General features: G+C 59.4%; 16 protein-coding genes. 11 read left to right on the forward strand and 5 right to left on the reverse strand.

Translation table 11 applies throughout. The annotated features are described in order from the left end of the window. Nucleotides 1-11 precede the first annotated feature (11 nt). The 8 genes from ACO08A_RS20455 (at nt 12) to ACO08A_RS20490 (ending at nt 11,544) form a co-directional block, all read left to right on the forward strand. Nucleotides 12-1,169 (forward strand): trans-sulfuration enzyme family protein, encoded by a 1,158-nt coding sequence (locus tag ACO08A_RS20455; protein ID WP_422037772.1) that lies wholly within the window; start codon nt 12-14, stop codon nt 1,167-1,169. 8 nt (nt 1,170-1,177) lie between these two features. Next, entirely contained in the window at nt 1,178-1,813 is a 636-nt protein-coding gene (locus tag ACO08A_RS20460; RefSeq protein WP_422037773.1) for a VOC family protein, read from the forward strand. A 345-nt stretch (nt 1,814-2,158) separates the two neighbouring features. Next, entirely contained in the window at nt 2,159-3,199 is a 1,041-nt protein-coding gene (locus tag ACO08A_RS20465; protein WP_422037774.1) for an amino acid ABC transporter substrate-binding protein, read from the forward strand. Between the two features lie 75 nt (nt 3,200-3,274). After that, nucleotides 3,275-4,411 carry an ABC transporter permease subunit gene (locus ACO08A_RS20470; protein WP_422037775.1) on the forward strand — a complete coding sequence of 379 codons (1,137 nt, stop codon included), beginning with the start codon at nt 3,275-3,277 and terminating at the stop codon, nt 4,409-4,411. 1 nt (nt 4,412) lies between these two features. Then, complete coding sequence (locus ACO08A_RS20475) at nt 4,413-5,501, forward strand: amino acid ABC transporter permease (RefSeq protein ID WP_422037776.1); 1,089 nt, start codon at nt 4,413-4,415, stop codon at nt 5,499-5,501. Between the two features lie 1,200 nt (nt 5,502-6,701). After that, on the forward strand, nt 6,702-7,724 hold the full coding sequence (locus ACO08A_RS20480; RefSeq protein ID WP_422037777.1) for a helix-turn-helix domain-containing protein: 1,023 nt from the start codon (nt 6,702-6,704) through the stop codon (nt 7,722-7,724). 507 nt (nt 7,725-8,231) lie between these two features. After that, nucleotides 8,232-9,335, forward strand: coding sequence for an HD-GYP domain-containing protein (locus ACO08A_RS20485; RefSeq protein WP_422037778.1), 1,104 nt, complete (start codon nt 8,232-8,234; stop codon nt 9,333-9,335). Between the two features lie 403 nt (nt 9,336-9,738). Beyond that, a complete protein-coding gene (locus ACO08A_RS20490) occupies nt 9,739-11,544 on the forward strand; it encodes an autotransporter domain-containing protein (protein ID WP_422037779.1) in 1,806 nt (601 codons plus the stop codon). A 362-nt stretch (nt 11,545-11,906) separates the two neighbouring features. Here the strand turns inward: ACO08A_RS20490 and ACO08A_RS20495 are convergent, their stop codons facing one another. The 3 genes from ACO08A_RS20495 to ACO08A_RS20505 form a co-directional block, all read right to left on the reverse strand. Next, nucleotides 11,907-12,608, reverse strand: coding sequence for a hypothetical protein (locus ACO08A_RS20495; protein ID WP_422037780.1), 702 nt, complete (start codon nt 12,606-12,608; stop codon nt 11,907-11,909). A gap of 111 nt (nt 12,609-12,719) precedes the next feature. Beyond that, nucleotides 12,720-13,139 (reverse strand): hypothetical protein, encoded by a 420-nt coding sequence (locus ACO08A_RS20500; protein WP_422037781.1) that lies wholly within the window; start codon nt 13,137-13,139, stop codon nt 12,720-12,722. Then, nucleotides 13,132-13,491 (reverse strand): LexA family protein, encoded by a 360-nt coding sequence (locus ACO08A_RS20505; protein ID WP_422037782.1) that lies wholly within the window; start codon nt 13,489-13,491, stop codon nt 13,132-13,134. The genes ACO08A_RS20500 and ACO08A_RS20505 overlap by 8 nt, the downstream gene beginning before the upstream one ends. Nucleotides 13,492-13,933: 442 nt before the next feature. On the opposite strand from ACO08A_RS20505, the gene ACO08A_RS20510 reads away from it, so the two are divergent. Both ACO08A_RS20510 and ACO08A_RS20515 read left to right on the forward strand, forming a co-directional pair. Further along, complete coding sequence (locus ACO08A_RS20510) at nt 13,934-14,935, forward strand: helix-turn-helix domain-containing protein (protein WP_422037783.1); 1,002 nt, start codon at nt 13,934-13,936, stop codon at nt 14,933-14,935. A 249-nt stretch (nt 14,936-15,184) separates the two neighbouring features. Further along, a complete protein-coding gene (locus tag ACO08A_RS20515; protein WP_422037784.1) occupies nt 15,185-16,186 on the forward strand; it encodes a helix-turn-helix domain-containing protein in 1,002 nt (333 codons plus the stop codon). Nucleotides 16,187-17,517: 1,331 nt separating this feature from the next. Here the strand turns inward: ACO08A_RS20515 and ACO08A_RS20520 are convergent. After that, nucleotides 17,518-18,825, reverse strand: coding sequence for a hypothetical protein (locus ACO08A_RS20520; protein WP_422037785.1), 1,308 nt, complete (start codon nt 18,823-18,825; stop codon nt 17,518-17,520). Between the two features lie 279 nt (nt 18,826-19,104). Then, nucleotides 19,105-19,509: a hypothetical protein gene (locus ACO08A_RS20525; RefSeq protein ID WP_422037786.1), complete on the reverse strand. Its 405-nt coding sequence runs from the start codon at nt 19,507-19,509 to the stop codon at nt 19,105-19,107. Nucleotides 19,510-21,530: 2,021 nt separating this feature from the next. Between ACO08A_RS20525 and ACO08A_RS20530 the strand changes: the two genes are divergently transcribed. Beyond that, nucleotides 21,531-24,140 carry a hypothetical protein gene (locus tag ACO08A_RS20530; protein ID WP_422037787.1) on the forward strand — a complete coding sequence of 870 codons (2,610 nt, stop codon included), beginning with the start codon at nt 21,531-21,533 and terminating at the stop codon, nt 24,138-24,140. The last annotated feature ends 478 nt before the right edge of the window (nt 24,141-24,618 follow it).

Here is a 24,618-nt window from a genome sequence, read left to right on the forward strand (position 1 = left end):
AATGTCCCAGAATGAATTCCGCACGGCTCGCCGATACACTTGTTCACGGCGGAAGACCTCACGGCCCGTCGGGCCGGCAGGTGAACTGGCCTGTGGAGATGGGCTCTACGGTTGTTTTCGATACGCTCGATGCGTTCGAGGCCGCGCGGGATGCGCGCTATGAAGGCGGTACGCCCTATTACGGCCGGTATGGGAACGATGCGACGTTTTCACTGGAAACCCTTCTTGCCGAGCTGGACTGTGCGGACGGCGTCACGCTGACGTCTTCCGGCGTTTCGGCGATCACCTCGGCCCTGCTTACGGTCGCCAGGCCGTCGATGCATGTGCTTGTCGCCGAGAACCTTTACGGAAACACGAGAGTGTTCTGCGACGGGCTGCTTGCGGCACTGAACGTGGATATTGAACCGTTCGATCCCCTCGAAGGGATTGGCGGCAGGCTCAGGGACAATACCTGTGCCGTCATGGCCGAAGCCCCGGGCTCGGGCACATTCGAGGTCTGTGATCTGCTGGAGATCTCCAGGGCCGCCCGGCAACGGGGCATACCGGTGATCTTCGACAACACCTGGGCCTCTCCCGTCTTTTGCAAACCGCTGGCACTTGGAGCGGATATCGTCGTTTATTCCGGCTCGAAGCATCTGTGCGGCCATTCCGATGCCATGCTGGGTGTGATTGCGGCGAACGGGGATTACCACGCGCAGGTTCGCCGAACGGTCATGTCCCTCGGTGACAAACCCGGCGCGCAGGAGGTCTTTCTGGCCCTTCGGGGTGCGCGGACGCTGAAAATGCGCATGGAACATCAGGACAGGGCGGGCAGGGAGATCGCCGCCTGGCTGGCGGATCAGGACTGCGTCGCACGGCTGTTGCATCCGGCGTTCGACAGCTGTCCCGGGCATGAGACTTGGAAGCGGGACTTCACGGGGGCTGCCGCTCTGTTCTCCGTCATATTCAAACCCGTGCCCGAAGACCGGTTCCGCACGTTTGTCGACAGTCTCACGTGTTTCGGCATCGGCGTCAGCTGGGGCGGTTTTGAAAGCCTTGTCCTGCCAATGACTTCCGAGCGGAGCCGCCGCATCGCCGATGGCCCCCTGCTGCGTTTCAGCATTGGTTTCGATGACTTGGAAACGCTCAAGGCCGACCTCACCCAAGCCTTCAAACTCCTTCAGGATTGATCCCGGCAATGCACAACAAAATCGACCATTTCGCCATCGGATGTTCCAGCCTCGCCGCCGGCGTCAAGGACATGGAAAACGCACTTGGCGTCACCGTGCCCGGAGGCAGCAAACATGCCGCCATGAGCACCCACAATTGCGTGATGCAGGCCGGAGACGAGAGCTTTTTCGAGCTTATCGCGATCGACCCGGATGCGCCCGATCCCGGCCGGGCAAGGTGGTTTTCACTGGATGATCCCGTCACGCAGGTCCGGCTCACGGAGCGGCCCCGGGCGCTGACCTGGGTCGTCAACACCTCGGATCTTGACCAGGTGCTGGAAAACAGTCCGCTCGATCTCGGGGAGGTCGTGCATTTTGCGCGCGGGGACAGGACCTGGCGGCTGACCGTGCCGAGGGACGGCAGCCTTCCAGGTGACGGCCTGCTTCCCGCTTTCATCGAATGGTCGCCAGGTCCTCACCCGTCGACGGGACAGCAGGATCTTGGCGTGCGCCTGCTGTCGGTCAGGCTGTCCCATCCCGATCCCGATCGCATCAGGAAGTATCTCTCGGCCCTGAACGTCGATCACCTGGCGGACGTTTCCGCAGGTGAGACGGGTCTGAGCTTTGAACTGCGGTCCCCAAACGGAACCGTGGTTCTGGACTGAAGATGGGTCTCTCGCCGATATCTCCGGTACGGGAATAGGTGTTGCCGCGGCCCCCTGATGTCGTTCCCCGCAGCAAGGGGCGGTCCTGAAAGTAACGCAACTGCAGCTTCTTGATCGAATGAACGGCACCCGCCGCACCCGGCGCTGCGGATCGCGTGGCGCTGCACGATACCGCGTTGTGCAGCGCTTGGGCGTTTTTGTTCCGGGCTGCCCACTCATCAGTCATTTCGATGAAAATTTGGCCTGTTCCCCCGTGAGTACGAGAATTCACTTGACTCAAAAGCGCGTGCTCGTAACCTATTAAATGGAACACGTGTTCCGATATATAAAACAGGGAACAGCAAAATGGCAACCAACATTGCTAAATTCGCCTGCGCGGTTGCGTTCGCAGCAGGTGTTGCAGCCCCCGTTACCGCTTTTTCGAAAAGTGCAACGGTGGCGGCGATCGAAGAGCGGGGAACCCTTCTTTGCAGCGGCCACAACGGCAGCTACTTCGGTTTCGTGGAAGTCAATGACAAGAATGAGTGGAAGGGGCTGGACATCGACATGTGCCGTGCCCTGACGACCGCCATACTGGGTGATCCCGAGAAGGCCCAGATTGTTCCCTTGAGCTGGGCACAGCGCTTTCCGGCCCTTCAGTCCGGCGATGTCGACGTCATCATCAAGGCGACCGGCTGGACGATGGGACGCGATACCGAAGTCGGGCTTCAGTTCAGCCTGCCTTATTTCTTCGGCGGTACCCAGTTCATGGCGCATGGCGATCTCGGGATCACCGAGGCAAAGGACCTCGAAGGCGGCACGATCTGCGTGGAGGCGGGCACGACAATCGAGAGACTTGCCGGCAACTACCTCAAAACCATCGGTGTCGAGCACACGATGGTGTCCTACGAAAAGGCATCCGAACTGCGCGCTGCCTATCTCGCGAACCGCTGCGATGCCTTTGCGGCGTGGGGACCGTTTCTTGCCGTGTTGCGGGCAACCGAACTCGAAGAGCCGGATGCGCATGTCATCCTGTCGGACCAGTTGTCCAACGAGCCGATCGCGGCTGCCATGCGCCAGGGCGATGAGGAATTCGTCGACATGGTCAACTGGATGATCGCTGCCCTTCTGATTGCGGAAGAAGAAGGCGTCACATCTGCAAATGTCGAGGAAATGACCGCAAATCCCCCCAACCCGAAAATCGCGCGGCTTCTCGGCGTCGATCCCGGCATGGGCGAGCGTCTCGGTATCCGCGATACCTGGGCGCGCGAGATGATTGCCGCTACCGGCAATTTCGGCGAGATCTATGACCGGAACCTTGGCGAGGGGTCTCCCTACAAGCTCGAGCGGGGCCTGAACAATCTCTGGAGCCACGGCGGCGTCCTTTACGCACCGATCCTCGACTGATCACCACTCCCCGTGCGGCGAGGGTTCCGAACCCTCGCCGTCTCACACCCATGTTGCGGTCAGGAGGCTTCGGAAATGGATGCTGCGGCTCTCAAGGCGAAGCGGAAGCGACGCGATCTGTCTCTGCAGTTGCTGCTGATTGCGTCAGTGGTGCTGGTCTTATGGGTGGCGGTCACGACCGCCCAGACGAAGCTCACGGAACTCAACATGGCGAGCGGCTTCGGTTTCCTGGAACGGGCGACCGGCTGGGCCTATTCCTTTTCACTGATCGATCGGAGCATTGACGACAGTTACGCCAAAACGCTGCTCATCGGGTTCATGAACACACTGTTCCTCGGGCTGATCTGCATCGTGCTTTCCACCATTCTCGGGTTTGCGATCGGAACGGCACGCGATGCCCGCCAGCTTGGGTTCAACGCGCTGGCGACGGTTTACATCCAGCTTTTCCGTAACCTGCCGCTCATTTTGCAGCTGGTGTTCTGGTATGCCGTTCTCATCCATATGCCAGGGCCCCGCCAGGCGTTTTCGCTGGGCGATACCGTCTTTCTGTCGAACAGGGGCCTGATGCTGCCGGCGCTGAATGTCGCCCCAGGTGTCGTTCTGGGAATTTTCGCGGCCGTCGTGGGTCTTGGCATCATCATTTTCCGGCTCAAGAGCCTCCAGTTTCTCAGCAAGCTGGTGCTCTGGCTTGCGGCCTCTGCCGGCTTGACACTGGTTGTTGCAACGATGTTCGCTCCCGCGGATGCGTCCGTCTTTTCGATCCCGGCACAAAAGGGGTTGCGCTTCCAGGGCGGTCTGACCGTCTCGATCGAGCTTGTGGCCATGATCGTCGCGATCACGCTCTACGGCTCCGCCTATATCGCGGAAGTCGTTCGCGGCGGGCTTCACGAGGTTCCGAGCGGCCTGACAGAGGCGGGCAAGGCCCTTGGCCTGTCGGCGAGATCCATCTGGTTCCACATCAAGATGCCGATGGCGCTGCGCACGATCATGCCGCCGCTCGGCAATCAATGGATCTTCATCATGAAGGCGACGACACTTGGTGTCGCCATCGGCTTCAGCGATCTGTTCTATATCGTGTCGACATCCATCACCCAGTCCGGCCAAACGCTGGAGCTCATGGGACTGCTGATGCTGTCGTTTCTTCTGATCAACTATTCGCTGGCGCAGATCGTCAACTTCATGAACGCGCGCCTGGCGCTGAAAGGTCACTGACATGGCGATGGCAATCGATTATCCCGGATCGCCCGGCCGGTGGGGTCAGCTCGCCAACACCATGAAGAGACGCGCATTTCGCAGCCCGAGCGATACGTTCACGAGCGTTTTCATTTTTGGACTGATGCTTTACATGGCCTGGCTGCTGCTCGACTGGGCCCTCTTCAGCGCTGTCTGGCGCGCCGAAGATGTCGGCCAGTGCGCGGAAGCGGACGGTGCGTGCTGGTCGGTGATCGCGGCGCGGCACCGGTTGATCCTGTTCGGTCTCTATCCTTACGATGAGCACTGGCGGTCCACGCTCGCCTGTGTGGCGATCATCGCCACGGTGGTGCTGTCCTGCCTGCCGTATTTCTGGAGCATGGGCAAGCTAGTCGCGCTCTGGATCGCCGGTTTCGGAACTTATGTGCTCTTGATGGACGGGACGCTGATCGGGCAGGCGCAAGTCACCACGGATCAGTGGGGCGGTCTGGCGCTCACGCTCTTCATGTTTGCAGCCGTTGTGCTGCTCGGCATGCCCATGGGATTGCTGCTCGCGCTTGCACGGCGCTCGAAACTGCCGGCCGTGAAAGGCGCGGCCTCGCTTCTGATCGACTTCATCCGCTCGTTGCCCCTGCTGACCACGCTGTTCGCGGCTGCCGTCGTCATTCCTCTGCTCCTGCCGGATTGGCTCAACGGAGACAAGATCTGGCGTGTCATCGTCGGCTTCGCGCTGTTTTTCGCCTGCTATCAGGCGGAAGTCTTCCGGGGCGGGTTCCAGGCCATTCCAAAGGGCCAGTTCGAGGCGGGCAAGGCCCTGGGCCTGACCTCGTTCCAAATCCTCTCGCGCATCGTGATGCCGCAGGTTTTTCGCCATGCGCTGCCGTCGACCATCAACATGGTCGTCGTCACGTTCAAGGAGACCGCGATTGTGATCATCATCGGATTTTTCGATGTGCTCGCCTCGGCAAACGCAGCCTTCGGCACAGTCGAATGGGCGCCTTACTACATCGAGGTTTATGCCTTCGTCGGTGCAATCTACTGGATCTTCATCTTCTCGCTGAGCCAGTACGGCGAGTATCTGAAAGGCCGCATGGCCGTTGCCAAGAGATAGGCCGGGTGCACCGCGCGCAGGCAGGCTGTCAAAAGAGCCCTGTCTGCCCTAGATCCAGACCGCAAAGCCCACGCATTCATGCAAAGTTGCCTGTGGAACCCGGTCCCTTGTTGCACGGCCTCGCGGTAAGGACGCAGAACGGGAAGCGGGTTTGCCATGCCCGACCCAAGTGTCGAATTTTCAATTTTAAATTGAATCTCATATTTAAGCAATCAAGAGGGATGGGGCGATCGGTGAAACGCGCTTGAGACCGTAAAAAATGCAGATCCTAAGCGATATTACTTACGTTCTTATTCGTGCTATGTTGTGCTGTTAAATTTTCGTTATTTCGATGCTAAAGTCGAAGCGGTTCGACACAAAACAACGCTTCTTTTTCTCGATCTGATTTTGTGTTGCGCTATGTGCCTATCGTTCTAATCTTTATTTTGATTTTTAAATCAAAATCCAAAAAAATTATATCTGAAACTCCTGCGAGTTCTGCCTAACGGGCAGGCCTCCCCATTTCGTATCGATAGGTTATCGATTGTCGAATCGGGGAATGATCGTGGCACCGGCAAAAGGAAGCCTTGTTTCGAACAGGAATACGCGGATCGCAGAAGCGGTCCGATGCGTTCATACCTGTTCCGGATACCGTGAAAATGCCGGTCCGTTTCGCGGGCGAAAGAGCCCGGACGCGGTCACACCCGACGTCAATCAAATTTGCTTCGAAACCGGTTCTTGTCCTCACGCTGCGGCGGCGGATGCGGAAACGATGCGCACTCGCTCGAGTGCCGATCCGAGGTTCGACATGGCGTTGCATGACCGTTGCGACCTTCTCGCAAGGGGGGCGTGCGGGGGGCGTCAGGTCGGATGTCGCCGCCCATCCGGGCAATGCACAGGCTCTCATGAGAAAGGTCCCCCACACCTGTCTAGGTCCTGTGGTGCCCGGGTGGGCGGTCCGTTCAACCGCCTTGCCTTTCCGCCTTCTGGCCAGCTGCGGCGAAGACCGGCTGACGTAAAGGCAGAGGCGCCGCGCAGCGGTTTCCTTCGATCCCGTCAGCCTGAAATGTCGCCGGCACGCCTGTCCGCCGGCGCATTTGGCCGCCTTGGTCCGGACACGATCGCGCGTCGGAACATATCCGGTTTCGCGTGAAAGACCCGGTGTCTGGAGATCCGAAGCAAACCCGATGAGGTGAAGAACGTCATTCCGAAAGTGGTTCGATGAATGAGCTGGTTGAATTCAATAAACTTGAAAAGTTCGAAGAGCTGAATGTCGATTCTTCTGTTCTTTACAGGTGTGACAGCAATGATCTCGAGCACCATGCGAGCCTGTTCAACGGTATAGAACTGGAGAGTATTCAGCTCAGCCCCGGAGCTTTTGAAAGCAGCGTCATTTTTGCTGTTGTGGATCGGATCTCGATCCACGTGTCCAAGAGCATGCAGGCCATCGAACAATGCCTGAAGGTCGATGCCGACAAGTTTCTTTTCTGCATTTGCCTGTGTGAGGCTTGTGAGGAAACGGTCTTTGGCGTTCAGGGGGCAGGCGCCTGGGTTTATGTCCTGCCGCCGGGCGGCGAGGCGATTGCGCCGACGCCGACACAGTGCCCGCTGCTTCTGATGACAGTGGAATGCGAAGCGCTCCTCGAAAACGAAAATCTGGTTCCCGAAGTGGGCAACTGGTTCAAGAGACTGAAGCAGGACGGTGAATTCGTGAAGTCTCGAAGATTGGCGGGGCGGATCCAGGATGACGCGCTTATGACGCTGCAAAGCGCGAAGGGCATACCTCCAGCCAACGAAACAAAGACCGCCAGGATCATTCACCAGGCGATGATATCGAGCATCACGGCGGGTTTCTCGCTGGAATGGCTGGAGCGGGGAGGCTTTGCCGTCATCCATCGGACACCGGCACTGGATCGCTTTCTAAAGGCCAGAAATCTGCTCGCCGCGCGGGATTTCTACCAGGGCAGCGAAGGCAATCACGCATTGTCGAAACTGGGTTCAAAGCGATCCGTCGAACAGGCCTTTTCCGAGCACGTGAACATGGGACCGCGATCCTACGCCCGGATTGTGCGGTTGCACAACGCACGGCGAAAACTGCGAGAAGAACGCTATTTCGATGAATCGATCGGCAACATCGCCGCGCAGGAGGGGTTTTGGGACTGGAGCAGATTCACGGCCTATTACAGCAAGCATTTCGGTGAATTGCCTTCGGCGACGCGACGCAAGGCCATGTCCAGGAACTGAAGGTCAAGATGCGATGTTGACCTCGGCGCTCCAACGATTGAACGCGTTGTCGAACACTGAAACGGCAAGTCGCGGGGGCGCCGTTTCAAATCCAGTATCTATAGTATTCGAGAGTATCAAGATAAAATGCACGGCAGTATACTCATGTCTTATACCTGTGTTAATATAGGTGTTGTACATCTCAAGATGTGTGGGGGACGTCTGACAATAGAGGCGTCCAGGCATGTCTGAAATCTCCCGAATTTGTTGTCACCTCAATCCCGGGATGTTCCGGTTACTTTCAGCCGGACGCTGCGTGTTCGGTCGCGAGGCGGAGCTTGCGCTATGCACCTACGTACCGCTCGAAACGCTGAAAGCGGCAAAAACGTGCTGCTTTTACAACGCCTTTGCCGGTTGTAAACCGAGACTTGTCCCGGGAATGCGGGCACAGGGGTGCAGGCCCAACGGGCAGGGTCCCGAACGAGAGATCTTGCCCATCAGCAAGTGTCGATCTGGCGTGGGGCAAAGATGAGCAGGATCGCAATCGTTTCGGCTGATCGTGTCAAGGCAGCGCGGCGCTATGGGATCATCGCGTCCCTCTTTCCGATTGATTTTCTTGACGTGAAGGGGCTTGCCTCTTCTCCGGTCCACCCCGGAACCGTCTTGATCGTGGATTTTCTTGGGCTCAACGAAGACGATGTTCAGTCCCTCAAGGCTGCACTTGACTCGGGGAGCAAGCTGTCGATCTCGGTCCTGGACCAGCGGAACCGGAAACAGGTGTTCCAGGCGCACGAATTCGGGTGCCAAAAGCTGGTGGACCGGCGAGAGAGCTTGTCCGTGCTGCTTGCAACTCTGCGGGAAGCCGTTGGCGACTACTACAAGCCAAACCTGTCAACCGACTTTCCCGAAGACATCCGGAAAGCCCTGGACGGGGCGTGCCGGACGCTTGCCACGGTCTCCCTCTCCGCGGTTCTGGGCAGGGATCTGCCAATTGCCAAACTGACTGACGCGGCAAGGAGCGTCACCGAAACGATTGCGAAAGAAGGCGTCGGGGCATGGCTGGAAGCCGCGCAAGCGCATCACAGCCACAATTACCGGCACATTCTGTTGGTGACGGGACACGCGGTCTCGTTCGCAAGCGACCTGGGGCTTTCCAAGGAACAACAGATGCTTGTTGCCCTGAGCGCGCTTGTCCACGATTTGGGGAAGGTGAGAATACCCTTGTCGATCCTCGACAAACCCGGCCGGCCAACCACCAAAGAGCAGGCGTTCATCAAAAGGCACCCGGAGTTCACGCGCGAGATCCTCAAAACGAACAAGACTCTTCCGAAAGCCGTGGTCGATGTTGCAGTCTGGCACCACGAAATGCTGGATGGGACGGGGTATCCCGACGGGTTGAAAGGCGACGAGATCCCTTTTCTGGTGCGGATGCTCACACTGTCTGACATCTTTGCCGGTCTCACCGAGAATAAGGGCGGCAAGGACGGCATGTCTCCGCGGCAGGCGATCCAGGAGATGGCAAAAATGCCGGAAAAACTGGATGCCAACCTGTTCAAGGTTTTCAAGAAGTCGGTGCTCGATACGGGCTACGGCCGGATCAGGCGCAAAAAGATGCAAAAGGTCGCGATTTGATCCGGGGAATCCACAGGCGGCCGATCCCGGGCCGCAATCATCGGGCTGTGCGCGTTCCCTGATTTTGGGCACCCCCTGTCAATCTGCTCCTCTGCCCGCACAAGCGGTCGAGAAAACTATTTTTTTCCATACGGTTGGACAGACGCGAGCAGTCCGGGGTTCCGGAATAGCGCTCCGGCCCGTATGTTGCCGTTCTGCTGATTGAGGCAAATGATCGGGTTGCTGCCATCCATGGCGGCACGCCCGGTTTTTCCTGTTCTCCAGGGTTTTCTCGTGATTTTTAATGATGCCTTTGAGGGCGCGCTGCCGAGACCCGTTTCTAAGTATATGTTTTATTAACCATAACGAACAAAAATTCTCATATCAAACGTGTGGGGGACGTCCGACTCAAGAGACGTCCGGAATGGCAAAAACATTATGTTGGCCCTGGCTGACATCGGCTTGTGCCGGAGCGCTGCTTGTTGCCCCGGCACCATTTTCACGCGCCGGCGAGGTCATCACGTCGCCTGTCACACACACGCAGGTTCTGCTCGGCGATACGCGCCTCGTGATCACGGAGACCGGCAGCGTCGCGACAACTGCCGTGCTGGACAATGCCGTCGAAAGTCTTGGCGACAGAAACGTCATCACCAATCTGGGACACATCGCAACAAGCGGAGTGAGTTCCTTCGGGATCTTCACGGTGGGAAACCACGGTACGATACTGAACATGGGGACAGTTCGGACGACTGAAGACCTCGGTTTCGGCATCACGAATTTTGGCACCAATACCAGGATCATCAACACGGGTACCGTCGTTACGGCCGGAGCGAACACCTCTGGAATAGCAAATTTCGGCAGCGATACCACGATCTCAAACAGCGGTGCGGTCAGAAACTCCGGGACCGGCAGTGCAGCGATCTTCAGCCAGGGCACAAGCAGCAAGATAGTCAACACCGGTCAGATCATCTCGGAACGGGCCAGCGCCATCCAGATCGAGGGCGTCTCGACAGGGACTTCCGTTTCCCTGAAAGCTCCCGGCTATCTCGGCGGGGCGATTACCTTCAATTCACCTGCGTCGCTCGATATCACCACCGGCGCATCTCACTCCGTGTTCTGGAAGCTGCCGACGAATCTTGCCGGTGGTCGGGCAAATCCGGCCGGCCCGGTTCCCTGGTTCTACAATCCGGCGACGGGACAGTTCGCCACATTCGATCCGACCGGTCCGACGGCGCGCTTCAATCAGTTCGCCGATACGGCAGATACCTTGGCGCGGCTTGGACGGAATGGTCTGGAAATGGCGGACACGGGCGGGACTGGCGAAGGCGCACCGGGAGCGCTGCCGGCATCAGATCCAAGGTCGGAAACCAGTTACGGTCTTCGGTTCGGGCGCTTCTGGATCAGCGGTTTTGGCGGCACCGCTCACTATTCCGGTGACGACACCACGCTCGATCAGGCGATCAGCCAGGTGGGCGCCGCAGCCGGTTTTGCGTGGCAACACGCGCCTGCGACGCGCCTCGGTTTGATGGCCGGCTACCTCAATGGAACGATCGCCGCGCAAAGCCAATGGGCTGATGCACAGGATATCAAGAGCCATGGCGTCTTTGCCGGCGTTTTTGGCGATCACCGTTTCGGGGCGGTCACTTTCGGCACGGGTGTCGCCGGGGGCTGGCAGGAAAACGACAGCAGCCGCTTCATCAATGACAACACCGCGACGACAGGCGGGCTCACCGTCGGCGAGAGCAGTGCCGCTGCTTCTTATGACAGCTGGTTCCTGACCTCGGAAGCCACGCTTTCCGCCGATTTCGATCTCGGAACGACCGGTCTCACCGTCATCCCGGGCCTGCGCGGACGCCTCGGCCTGCAGCACACGGGCGTCTATTCGGAGACCGGCTCGGACGCCAATGCCAGGGTTGGCGCGCATACGCTGGGACTGATCGAAGCTGATCTGGAAGTCGCGGTCTCCAGGCACATCGGTCCGGCAACGTTGACCGGTCGCTTCGGATATCTTTTCCGCAGCTCCTTCGGCAATGACGATGTCAGGGTCACGCTTCTCGGCATCTCGAATTCCGTCGAGGTCGTGCCCTCGGGCCGCTCGGCCGTGAGCCTTGGTGGGACGATCGATGTCGACCTTGGATCGCAGGCGCGTTTCACCGTGGACGGCCGGGGAAGCTTTTCGAATGATGCCGAGGTTCTGCAGGGCACGGCACGCTTTGCGATCCGCTTCTAGGAGGCCGTACCGTCCGGGTCGGGAAACCCTGTCGAATTCACGTCGGTGCCAGGTCGGGATAGGGAATTGTTTCCCGGCTTGCCGTAGAAGCGGCAAGATCGGCGTCCGGTTCGCCCAGTGGCCGGAGACTAAGAGAGGCGGGGAAATCCTTTGGTTGCCGGGTTCCGGCCGTCTGCTTTGCTTCAGCCGGAATGACACCTGCACTCACTGGCGATCGCCTCGCGAGGTCCGCTTGGAGTCAAACTGCAGAGTGTTGCAACCAAGTAGAAGTGTCACCAAATGGCGTGACGGCAGCGAGGCTTAGCAGCCCCGAGACCTCAAATATCGCAGGGCTGAAAAGCCTTGCGGGGCACAGAGCTTTATCAATCGATGAATGTCATGGCGGGCCGCATTCTTTCGGCAGGAAAGCCTGTTTCATCAGAGATGATCTTCGTCATTGCCGCCCAAACATCAGCCGCTTTCCACTTCCCACCTTCGGATACAAGTTGGCCGATGTTTTCCTCAGAAGCTTGCGTTGAGAGATCAGCAAGCGTCCCTCTGAATATCCAGACGCGCTGATCGATAGTTGTGACGAACTGCCAGACCGCGATGTTCAAACCGAAGATTAGGATTCCAAAGGCAATGGCATAGAAACCAGAAAACAAAATTGGCCCGGCTGCCCACGTCCCGAGGACTGACCAGCCGAGCATGCTCACCCAAGCGCTTGAGGTCGTTAGAAACGGAAGTTGCAATCCGCTTCCTTCCTCTAATTGCTGCTGAAATTCTCGCGGGCGCATTGCTTCAGGTGCTTCGACGCGTTCGGACGGCTTGGCCTTTCCATGGTCCTGCATTGCACGGTTCAATCTGTAGTACGCCATGGCAGTGAGACACTTTGTTTGCTCGTTCTCGTCATGTGGCAACTTGGAACAGATCACCGAATGTGCGTCTTCCAATGTCCGAATGCTCTCAGCTTCGTTGTCCATAATCGCAATTTTGAAAACATCTTCGATGGCTTCGATGATGGCGACATCGTCACCGTCGCCTACAACGCCGACGGACTTTGGCTGTTTGTCGCGGTTAAGCATTCGCAATCACTTATACTTCGACGCTTTTCTCGTTGAGGATACTCCCTCCACGATCCTAAACCAAGGTCATTGCGTGTCCGCGCCGGACTGACGTTCAGGACAAAATACGCCCTATTTGCGGAAAGCGCCCTCGGGCCGGTACTTGTCCATCACCCTGTCGAGCCGCTCGTTGCTGATGGCCGGGCTGGCATTTTGCAGGCATGGCAACAGGATTGCCTTGTTGGCGCGCTGCTCCTGCCCGGAGGGGTATTTGTCGGGTTCCGGATTAACCGGTTTGAAGCATTCGATGAACACGTCTTCCTCGATCCCGAGATCCGCCGCGATCCTGTCAGTCGGCCGGTTCGGATCCTGATCTGCAACGACCGGCGTTACAAGGAAAAAGACCAGTATGAAACAGAAAGCCCGGAGCTTTTTTGCACGGTTCAGCGTGACCTGGGACTGGTGCTGCGCGAAGCAGGTGACGCTGCTGCGGTCGCGAACGGCGTGCAGTCTCCTGCGGCCTGCAAGCCCCGGTTTGGCAGGCTCAGTCACTTAGCGCCAAATGTGCAAGTAGCTGTTTCGACTTCCGCGTCAGAGCGAGTGTCCGTTTGCCACGGGTCTTCGTCAGGTATCCCCGCTCCGCGAGGGAGTTGACCTTGTGATGTATCGCCACGGCACTTTGCGAGAGAGTCTCTCCGATCTCTGCCAGCGATGGGCTGTGACCATTCTGGCTGATGTAGTGTGAGATGCACTCAAGACATTCCTTTTGCTTAGGAGTAATACCCGTCACAACAATCTCCGTATCTGGAACGCGAATCTCTGGCTCGTTCAGACCGTATCGGAGCATGGAAACCTGCTGGAGTGTTATGCTTTTAGCGCAGGATGGGCCCCGTCGCCGCGTCATCTGCCGCGCCCCGGCGCCGTCAAAAAGGGGTCTGTCCGGTTCAGTCCGCTGGCCGGTTGCCGAAATTTGCTATCCGGCAGAAACGGGTATGGGCCGGCTTGCCAACCTGTCTTGCGCAAATCGCGCCTGATCTCAGGGTGGCAGGCAAGTCGACGTCTTCTTAGGGTGTATACGGGTTTGCCTAAACCACAGATTTAGCTCGGGCCGTTTTTTCGACCGATGGCCGATTTTTTGCGCTAACTGCATAACCGGTCTGCTGGGTTCGACTTATTCTCGTGTTAATAATTTATGAAAAAACAGAGCTGCTGAAGGTGGCGGTGCCGCCTTTGATGAGCGATATGTTGTGCGAGAATGCGGCCTGATCGGTCATGATCGGGTCAGAGTTGGTTCCAGAGCGTTCCGCAGGACTGTCGCAAGCGACTGATCGACTGTGGGAACGACAATGTTGGCTAACTGGTTTCCGGCAACCAAATTTTCGGACAAACACGACTTCATTCACGATGAAGAGTTTTTTGACTGCGACCAACAGGCGGTGCGTTTCGGGAACAGATCCGGCTACGTGCAACTGGGTGCAGGGCCGTTTAGCGGCCGCTTTTTTTCGGCCGATGTCGGCGCTGTTTCGATCTATGTCGAGTACAGCAATCAGCCCCTCGAAAAGGAGGTGCTGATTTCTCCGGATCACTTTTCTTTCGTAACGGCGATAAGCCGGAGTGAACCGGACGTCGCATTCGGGGGCGTGACGAAATCCACCGACTGGCTGCAGGTTGCCGCGCCCGGGGGCGAGCACGTCGCGCTCGTTCCGTCCGAGTGCGTGCTGGTGCTCGCGCGGATTGAAAAGGACTGCCTGCTCTCTCATTCCGCCTTGCTGCCCGAGGTTGCCGACTGGCTCCACACTCTGCCCAGACATCCCGTGTTCGTGAATTCACCCTGGCTCGCCCGGCGCTTCCGGTCCGATGTGCAGGTGGTGCTCGAATGCGTGATTTCCGCAGCGGGCGGGGTCTGCCGGGCCGCGGCCGACAAGGCCTTTGTCTCCACGCTGGTGAACAGCTTCAACATGGAGCTGCTGCGGCAGAACACGATTGCGACACACAAGATTTCGCGCGCGCGCGAGCGCTTCCTGCTTGCCAGGAAACTGCTGCTGGAGGCGCACGAAGACGTAACGGAACATTTCAGGATTGCCTCACGGAAACTTGGCTCGCAGCGTCTCGTCGAACAGGCATTTTCCAACCAGGTGAACATGGGGCCCCTGTCCTATTCGCGGGTGACGCGGCTGCACAATGCCCGGCGGAAACTGCTCGACAAGACCCTCGTGGAGGAAAGTATCGGCGATATCGCGGCTGAAGAGGGCTTCTGGGACTGGAGCAGGTTCACGTCTTATTATCGCCGCCAGTTCAACGAGCTCCCCTCCGAAACGCGCATGAGAGCCGATTGCCCGGCCGGCTAGGAACCCCTTCCGGTTCCAAAGGCAGACCCGTTCCCCAAAAAAGGCAAAACCAAAGCCAGGCAAGCTTCGGCAAACGAAAAGAACCATGCTGCATAGCGAACAATTTCATTCTATCGCTCACGCACCGACTTGCCGGGGGATCCCCGGCACCGGAAAAAGACGTTGTGCTACAGGCTCGGCGGGGTGGGGGCTGACAGCACATCGCTCGGTCCCGCCGGTTCCGCGCGCGCAGGCAGGGAGCACCTGGCCATGAGCGACATCTGGTTTCCGCCTTCGGCCCGGTCGGGGCACCATGACTTCGTCTCCTATCTCGAGCTGAACGACAGTCATTCGCAGCTTGATCTCATGCTGGACAACTACAAGTCCATTCAATTGACGCCCGGCCGGTTCAAGGGGCGCCTGCTTGCCGCGCAGACCGGCCAGGTATCGGTATTCGTGGAGAATTACAGCCGGGCGCTTGAGGTGGAAATGCTGTTGCCCGACGGCGCGTTCACCCTTGTGGCGGCCGTCAGCGGATTGACGGGCGACGTGTCCTTCGGCGGTGTCACCGACGCGACCGACTGGGTCCTGGTCGGGCCGCCGCGGACGGAACATCACACTGTTCTGCCACCTGACTGTCTGGCCGTTGTCGTGAAAGTGGACATGAACGCGCTCCTCAGGCATCCGGTCCTGCTTCCCGAAGTATTCGACTGGTTCGGCAGCATGCGCGATCGGCCGGTGCTGGTAAATTCGCTTTGGCTTGCGGAACGGTTCCGCGAGAATGCCCATGCGGTACTTGAAAGCATGGTGTCAGGCCTTGCCGCCGACCTGCGCCAGGTTGTGGATCAGACGTTCCTTCTGGGGCTAGTGACTGGGTTCAATCTGGAGTGGCTGCGGCAGAGCAGGTATTCGACCTACACGGCGTCCAGGGCGCGCGAACGCTTTCTTCTGGCGCGCAGGCTGCTGCTCGACGCGCAGGAAGACATGTCGCGGAGTTTCAGAACCTCAATCAGCAAACACGGGTCGCAGCGGCTTTTCGAAAAGGCCTTTGCCAACCAGGTGAACATGGGGCCGCTCTCCTATTCCCGGTTGGTGCGGCTGCACAACGCGCGGCGGAAACTTCTCGACGAGACCCACGGGGAAGAAAGCATCGGCGACATAGCGGCGCAGGAGGGTTTCTGGGACTGGAGCCGGTTCACGTCCCACTATCGGCGGCAGTTCGGCGAATTGCCTTCCGAAACGCGGCACAGGCCGTCGAGGCCGGTCGGGTAATCGGCGACAAAAGGCACTTTCTGTCGGTCGCGTTCATGGACGCGGAACGTCTTGCGCCGGCGGCTGCGTCATCGCTGAAGACGTTTGCAAATTGATGCATCCCGGCGCAGTGCCGGGATCCAACACAGCGTGCCGCAAGATGGCTGCTGGGGTGATGGAGCAAGCGGCGCGCCGCGCGCATTCAGCACATGCTCTGCAAACGCGTGGACCCCGGATCTCCGCTGCGCTGCGTCCGGGGTGACGACCGAGGGGAGGGTGACCGCTCACGTCCCCTGACCTCATCCTGAGGAGCGCGAATACGCGTCTCGAAGGATGGGCCGCGAGTTCTGAGCCTGCCGCCCATCCTTCGAGACGGACCGCTGGTCCTCCTCAGGATGAGGGTGGTGTTGAAACCGGGGTGAAGGTCAGGTGGAAGGTGCCTACACCCACCGGCGTCATCCCGGACTTGATCCGGGATCCATTCCGATTGGTTTCCGCCGCGAGGGGCATGTGGTTTTGGTGTTCGCTTCGCTCACGCTCATGTCTGGATTCCGGCTCGGCGTCCGGCTTCGCCGTCCTTGTCCGGAATGACGGGCGTGCTGGCCTCGCCACCTCCACCGGCGTCATCCCGGACCTGATCCGGGATCCATGCGGTTTAGTGTCCGCATGCCAGTGCGTGCGTGGTTGAAGCGGAAGGGCATGGATTGCCGGATCAAGTCCAGTAATGACGGAGAGGGACGGTCTGTGATCGACACCGGTCATTCGTCACCCCGGCCGAGCGGAGCACGTGCCGGGATCTGGGAGGCACAGGCGATAACGTTCTGGCCGGAAGCAGTCGCCGGCGCGGCGGCTCTCCGGCCCCGGATCTCCGCTGCGCTGCGTCCGGGGTGACGACCGAGGGGAGGGTGACCGCTCACGTCCCCTGACCTCATCCTGAGGAGCGCGGATGCGCGTCTCGAAGGATGGGCCGCGAGTTCTGAGCCCACCGCCCATCCTTCGAGACGGACCGCTGGTCCTCCTCAGGATGAAGGGGTGTGTCAAATCCGGGGGAAGGTCATGGGGAAGGTGCCCATATCCACCGGCGTCATCCCGGACGTGATCCGGGATCCATGCCGCGTCGCATCCGCTTGTGGGGGCGCTTGTGGTTTTGGTGTTCGCTTCGCTCACGCTCATGTCTGGATTCCGGCTCGGCGTCCGGCTTCGCCGTCCTTGTCCGGAATGACGCCCGCGCAGACCTCGCCACCCCCGAGCGGCGTCATCCCGGACGTGATCCTGGATCCAGTCCGGTGCGCCGCAACCTGGGAGAAGGTGTGCTTCAGACCGATGCCGGCCGCAAGCCGGGACGGCCCCTTCTAACGCAGGAAGACCGTCGGGTTTTTCGGCAGCACGTTCTGGGACGTGTTGATGCTGATGATGTCCTTCAGGATGGCCAGGGACTGCAGAGTGAAGCTTTGCGGATCTTCCCGCAGTCCGTGCGTTCGAATGCCGAAACGCTCGCCGTCGACCTTGACCTCGATCGCGCTGCCAGGGCCGAAGGGGCCGGTCACCACCTCGAAGACCGGTATCTTCCGCCCGTCCGGCCCGATCAGCCTCGGGCCCGACCTGTGCCGGTGCATGGCGCGGACGGCGCTGCCGAGATATTGCAGGATCTCGTTCGGGGAGCGGAGCGCATAGTCGCTGTCCTTGCCGAAAATCAGCGTTGTCGAGGACGCGTCCTGCCGGCTCGGCCGGGCTGCCGATTTGGCCGCGCCGCTCGTTGCAGCTGCGGCAGTTGCCGACGCGACAGTTGCCGATGTGTTCCCGGCCGTCTTCTCCTGGTGCAGCTGCTCCTGCGCGATCAGCGTGATGGCGCCCGGGGCGCTGTTGCGCAGAAGGGCGGGCTGCAGGATCGTGATGGCTTCCATCAGATGCCGAAAGCGCACATGGGAACAAGGGTTGGTCGGATCGCTCCGCAACAGCACCTTTTCCCGGCTGTTCGCCCGCAATGTGCCAGCGCAGGCGGCATCAGCCACCGTTTGCGGATAGGCCGCGCAGACCGCGCGCAGTTCCCGGGAATAGGTGTGGGCTTCCCGGCTGCAGGCCTCCAGCGCCGATGTTCTGATGCGCATGACGGTTGCCTCCGGTATCAGGATCCACTTCACCGCGAGCACGGACAGAAGATCGAGCCGCTGGCGCGAGCGTCCTTCCGCCAGAAGAAAGAACAGCTTCGGGCTGAGCGGCGTCAGCATCGCCTGTACGAAGGTTTCCGATTCAAGGGAGGAAACATTCGCATTGCGGCCGAAATCGCGGCTCGTGCTGGCGCTCAGGTCGAGATCGCTGAGCAGGAGTTCTCCCAGTTCGCCGCTGACGGAAAAGTCGCTGCTGATGGATGTGTCAGCGTTGGCCGAGTAGTCGCCGACGGCGGAAAAATAGGTCGGCAACCCCTTGGCGGAGCGGATGACATTGGCAAGCAGAAGGTCGTTGTAGGACTGTTCAAGGCCGCGGTTATAGTAGACCCCGCTGTCGGTGACGATATTGCCGGCGCACGCACCGAGGAGGAGAGAAGCGGCCAGCAGGCCCGGCAGGGAGCCGCGCAGCCGTTGCCGTTCAGGCCCGCGCCGCAACCGGAACAGCTCCCGGATCCCGTTCAGGTGGTTCGTTACGCCTGGATATCCGCTCATTCTCAATTGCTGCCGTTCCCGGGTCCGGTCAGTTTTCAAAGCCGTCGCGAAGGCCGCTGTCATGGCAGTCGTTCTTGTCGGCCGCGATACCAGGCGCAAATGCGGGCATTCTCATGGTGACGGTTCCCTACGCAGGATGTGTTTGGCGCTCGGTCCCGGCCGTGTTTGCCGGACGTGGCGAAGCCGCCTTGCGGGAAACATCGGCGTTTCCCGCAAACCGGCCGAATGGGAGCGGATCGGGACGCTCCCACAGCTTTCCGGTCGCTCAGATGACTGCGCTCACGGCACCTCGCGGCTCGTTTTCAGATTGACGCAGGTGCCCTTCAGCACCACTTCGGTCTGGCCGCTCTGGATGTCTGAGGAAGACACATGCTGCTCCTTGTTGGGGCAGCCGGAGACCTCGATGTGGAATTCGTAGTCGCACATGGGATTGTATTCGACGTAGAAGCCGTTGCCTTCCGAGAGGTTGGCGTCATTGGACTTGTCGATCTGGTCGCAGCCGTTCTGCGACTGCTGGTTGACCTTGACCTTGGTGACGACGACGCCCGCCTCGTTCTTGAAACCGCCCTTGACCTGGGGCACGCCGGAGGGAACCGGGAAACTGATCGTGTTGGTCGCGCTGGCGCCGGTCACGCAAGCAAGTGCGAACAGGATGGAAAATGCGAGAGTTTTAAGTCTGTTCATTGGATGTTTGCCTTCCTTGTGGCAAAAATGGATGCGGCATTCGGGCCGGGCGTCCTTGCGAAACCGCCGAAGGATGCTGGTCGGCCAGAAGTCTGCGGATCGGGCATTGCGCCCGCGTGCGCCGTTCAGATGCAGGTTGGCATACACGGTCCGGCGTCCCCGAGAGGCCTCGCCGAACGTGACGGCCCCGACTTGATGGCCCCTACGTGACGACCCCGACGTGACGACCCCGGGGTTTGCTTCCCGTGCCGGCGTCCCCCGAATTCTGCCTGGCGCAAGTTTATTGGTATCTCAACCATCAATTGAAAGTTATGCAAATAGCGCAATTTTTAAGGGTGTAAATGTTTCGGTAGTAGCTGCGCTTTTCCGGTCAATTCCAGGCTGCGAGCCGTAGTCATTTCATGTGGAAAACTGTTTTAAATCATTATGATAGACGAAGATCAGGTGATCCATTCATGTTGATTTCAGCCACGTCGGGCCGGATCTGTTTGGCGTGAGATGCACGCTCACAAAGACCGATTATGCAATTTGCGCAACTTTTGAGTGATTTTTGATGTAGTGCAATCTAACCCATCGTCATCCGCCCAGGCGCAGCGGAGCGCGCGCCGGGATCGGGGAGGCACGGGTTTTGGGGTTTCTGCCATGACCAGTCGCTTGCGTTGCGGCTCTCCGGCCCCGGATCTCCGCTGTGCTGCGTCCGGGGTGACGAACGAAAGGGAAGGATGACCGGCCCCGCCACCTGACCTCATCCTGAGGAGCGCGGATGCGCGTCTCGAAGGATGGACCGCGCGTTCTGCGGCCTGCCGCCCATCCTTCGAGACGGACCTCGCGGTCCTCCTCAGGATGAGGGGGAGATTGAAACCGGGGTGAAGGTCAAGGGGAAGGGGGCACCAACCACTGGCGTCATCCCGGACCTGATCCGGGATCCATACCGTTTCGTGTCTGCCTGGCGGGGCGCGTGCTGAAGGTTTGTGGAATGGAGCGTAGGGTCAAGCCCTGCAATGACCCGGGCTGGAAACGTTTGGTCGAAATCACACTTCGTCATCTCGGCCAAGCGGAGCGCGTGCCGGGATCGGGGAGGCACGGGTTTTGGGGTTCCTGCCATGACCAGTCGCTTGCGTTGCGGCTCTCCGGCCCCGGATCTCCGCTGTGCTGCGTCCAGGGTGACGAACGAAAGGGAAGGATGACCGGCCCCGCCACCTGACCTCATCCTGAGGAGCGCGGATGCGCGTCTCGAAGGATGGGCCGCGCGTTCTGCGGCCTGCCGCCCATCCTTCGAGACGGACCCTTGGTCCTCCTCAGGATGAGGGTGGTGTTGAAACCGGTTGGAAGCCAGGGGGAAGGTGCCCAAACCCACCGGTGTCATCCCGGACTTGATCCGGGATCCATGCCGTTTCGTGTCTGCAAGGCAAGGCACGTGGTTTTGGTGTTCGCTTCCCTCACGCTCATGTCTGGATTCCGGCTCGGCGTCCGGCTTCGCCGTCCTTGTCCGGAATGACGGGCGTGCAAGCTGCGCGCGCCTAGGTCATCCCGGACCTGATCCGTCGCGGCGATCGAGTGGATCGTTGCCTTGATGCTGCGCTATTCGCGCATCGGACTTCGGGTGCCGCTGCGGGAAGGGTGACAAATCTGCAACGGTGCCGAGGTTTGTGCGGTGAAAGCTGGGCCGTTCAGGGCTCTGGCCATGACGCGTGATTGGTGCATTGTCAATCCAGAAAGTTCATATTTTTCAGGTTCTTGTAGTAGGTTTCCGCGATCGGGATTCAATCTTGCCTCCGCAGTTCCACCGTGAAGATTCGCGCAGGTGGAGGGTCGTGTGATTGCAATTGGCGGCGCTTTTGGACGCCAGAATTTTCGCTAAATGCGTAATTGCAATTCCTGCAGCAGCTGAAATCCAACAAAATCAATAACTTGGCTGTCCGGAGTGCCAGCCCGGAGCCTGCGCTCAGCGGCATAACGCGGGGGCAGGGAAATCAGGGAGATTGAGGGCAACCTGTATTACCGGCTGGGAATAAATATCAATGCTGAAGCACTCAACGTCTCTTGCAACGCTGTTTGGACGGTCTGTTTGTCCGCTGTTTCTGGCCACCGCGCTTGTTGTCGCGCCGGGTGTGGCGAATGCGCAGAACGTTACGATCGACAACAGCGATAACTTGAATGAAACGAACGGGGACTGGCCGGGCGGGACCAACGAACTGACAGCTGATGGCGGCACGCTGACCGTTGAGGAAGGCGTCACGATGAACATCGACGAGGATGGCGCCGGTCTGTCTGTCGACGGCTGGGCTGACGTTGTCATCACCAACAACGGGTCGATCTACACGACCGGGACGGCCAACAACTACGGCTACACTGTCGGGCACGCAAGTTACAACCAATCGGCCGTAAGAAGCTTCGGCTACGGCGACGCCATATCTGTCTGGAACGCCACCAACGCGATCGTCATCAACAACGGCCTGATCGATGTCGGCGATTTTAATGCCGCGGCTACAGCCCTCTTCTATGCGGATAACTCCCTGAACATCAACAACGGCGTTATCGCCCTGCGCTATGAAGAGGCGTACGGTCTCTTTACCTCGCGCTCGGATGCAGCAACGCTGGTGAACAACAGCTCGATCTACAGTTACAGCGAGTCGGGTACGCGGCTGATGCGCATCGCCGCCCTTGACCCGAATGCCGCGAGCAACTTACAGGCGGATGCCGCAAAGACCGGCCATCTCATGGTCAACAACGGGTTGCTCCAGGCCTGGAAAGGCTCGGGCAACTCGGACATCCGCGCGATGGAGCTTGAAGGCTTCCAGACTGAGGCTACCGCTCTTAATAACGGTCTTACTATCCCTCTCTATGCTGACGACGACTTGAACCGTTATATTGTCGATGCGGCGATGTACAACTATGGCACCATCAACATCATCGCGACCACTCCGACCGGGACGAGTACATCCAGAAGTGAAGTGGCCGGCATGTACGTGAATGCGCATGATGTCGATGCCTACAATTTCGGCAGCATCTATATAGGGTCGATCGGCATCGGCATGGAAATGCAGGGGTCCGGGCTCAGGCAATACAATTACGGCAACATCGTCATCGACGCAGCCAACGCCGGTTCCCCCGCTGATCCCAGCATAAACCCGATTTCCGCCGGCATCGAAAGCTTTTTGAGCCGGGCAATCTACGATTACGCGGACCCGTTACCTGGGAGCGGTGCTCCGTCAGTTGACGACCTCAACATCCTTAGAGACAACGCCAGCAGCTACAGGAACTTGGTCGTCAATGCCGGTCTGATCCAGATCAACAATGATCGGGACAACGGCATGTCCGCCGGGATCATAACCAGAGGCGGCTCTGGTCACGATGTCTATAACTACGGCGAAATCCGGACTCCCAACGGCTGGTCGATCCTCTACGAAAACGATGGGCAATTGGGCGTCAACGGCTACAACAACACCTACCTGTTTGACGGCTCTATCCTTGTCGGCGATCTCTATATCAACCCGACAGCCAAGAACTGGAACCGGTTCCACCTGGGAGACGGCTATAATGCGGCCCTGCAGTTCGACGTCAGCTGGGGCAAGTTCGTCAACGGTGTCGATGGTCCGAACGTTAACCTGATTTACTCTCCCAACGGGCTCGTTCTGTTGAATGATACGATTTACACCTTCGACCTGGAATCCTATGCGCAGCAGGATCAGGCGGCCTGGTCCCTGGTCTCCATGATCCAGAATACGGTTGACGAGGAAACCGCATCCCGGTTGCCGTCGGGCGATTTCGGTTTCAACGGTGACGGCGAGGCGGGCCTGTCGAACAAGTGGGCGCGCATGTTCACCGGCTGGGTGCAAGAGGAGGGTGATGGTGCCGTGGTCGTCGGCGACGATATCAACGATGAGCGCGATGGCGGCTATAGCGGCTATTCGGCCGGGACCATCGTCGGCGTGAACAAGCCCGACCGCAGCTATTTCTTCGGTGCCGCCTACGGCTACCTTGAGAGCATCGACGAAATGGACAACGACACCGGCTACGACACGCACTCGGCCACCCTGTTTGGCGGCGTCGCCGGCACGTTCAAGGACCGGTTCGACCTGTCGCTGATCGCGGGCCTTACCGCCAATCACACCCAGCGGGACGTTGCCGACAACCGGGTATTGAGCGGTATTGACACGGTCGATGCCAATTACGGCTCGGTGTTCCTGTCCCCCTCGCTGCTTGTCGACGGTCCCTGGGGCAGCAGCCTGCGCCTGAACTATCTCGGCAAGTGGACCCAGTCCCACACCTATGAGCTCTACGGCGGTGAGGACCTGAAGGTTGACCAGCGTTTCACCAGCATTGTCGGCACGCAGTTTCAGATGACGCACGACATCCCGATGATGCAGAACGTCCCGCTGATCGGCGCGCAGTATCGGGCGCGGGTCCGCTACGGTGTCGAAGGCCACTATGCCTTTGCTCCCGATATCCGCGGCACCGTAACGCTCGGAGGGCTGCCGAAGACCGGTCCCGGCCTGGCCACGCCCTATGACGACGGATTTTCCGCGCGCGGCTATGCGGGTCTCGATATCGGCCCCGTCTTTTTCGAGGCCGGCTACACCACGGACGAGCAGGTCTCTGTCAACGCGGGCCTGAAAATAAGGTTCTGACGCAAACCGCGCCGCCATATGGCCCCGCTCCGGCGGGGACCTCCCCAGAGCTGGCCGCCGGCGGACCTCCAGGCGGCCAGCTTCTTCTGTTTCAAAGGAGGGTTTATCTGGGCCAGAGCCGCTGCACCAACCGGCGTCATCCCGGGCCTGATCCGGGATCCATGCGGTTCCGTTTCAACCGGACTGGGCTCGCGCTGAAGGTTTGTGGTTTTGGTGTTCGCTTCGCTCACGCTCATGTCTGGATTCCGGCTCAGCGTCCGGCTTCTCCGTCCTTGTCCGGAATGACGCAAGTGTGCATCCCCCGGGTGCCCGTACCCACTCAGCGTCATCCCCGACTTGATCCGGGATCCATTCCGTTTCGTTTCAGCCGGACTGGGCGTGCGCTGAAGGGTCGTGGTTTTGGTGTTCGCTCCGCTCACGCTCATGTCTGGATTCCGGCTCAGCGTCCGGCTTCGCCGTCCTTGTCCGGAATGACGCA

The organism is Roseibium sp., assembly GCF_965232425.1.
In the GTDB taxonomy this organism is placed as follows: domain Bacteria; phylum Pseudomonadota; class Alphaproteobacteria; order Rhizobiales; family Stappiaceae; genus Roseibium.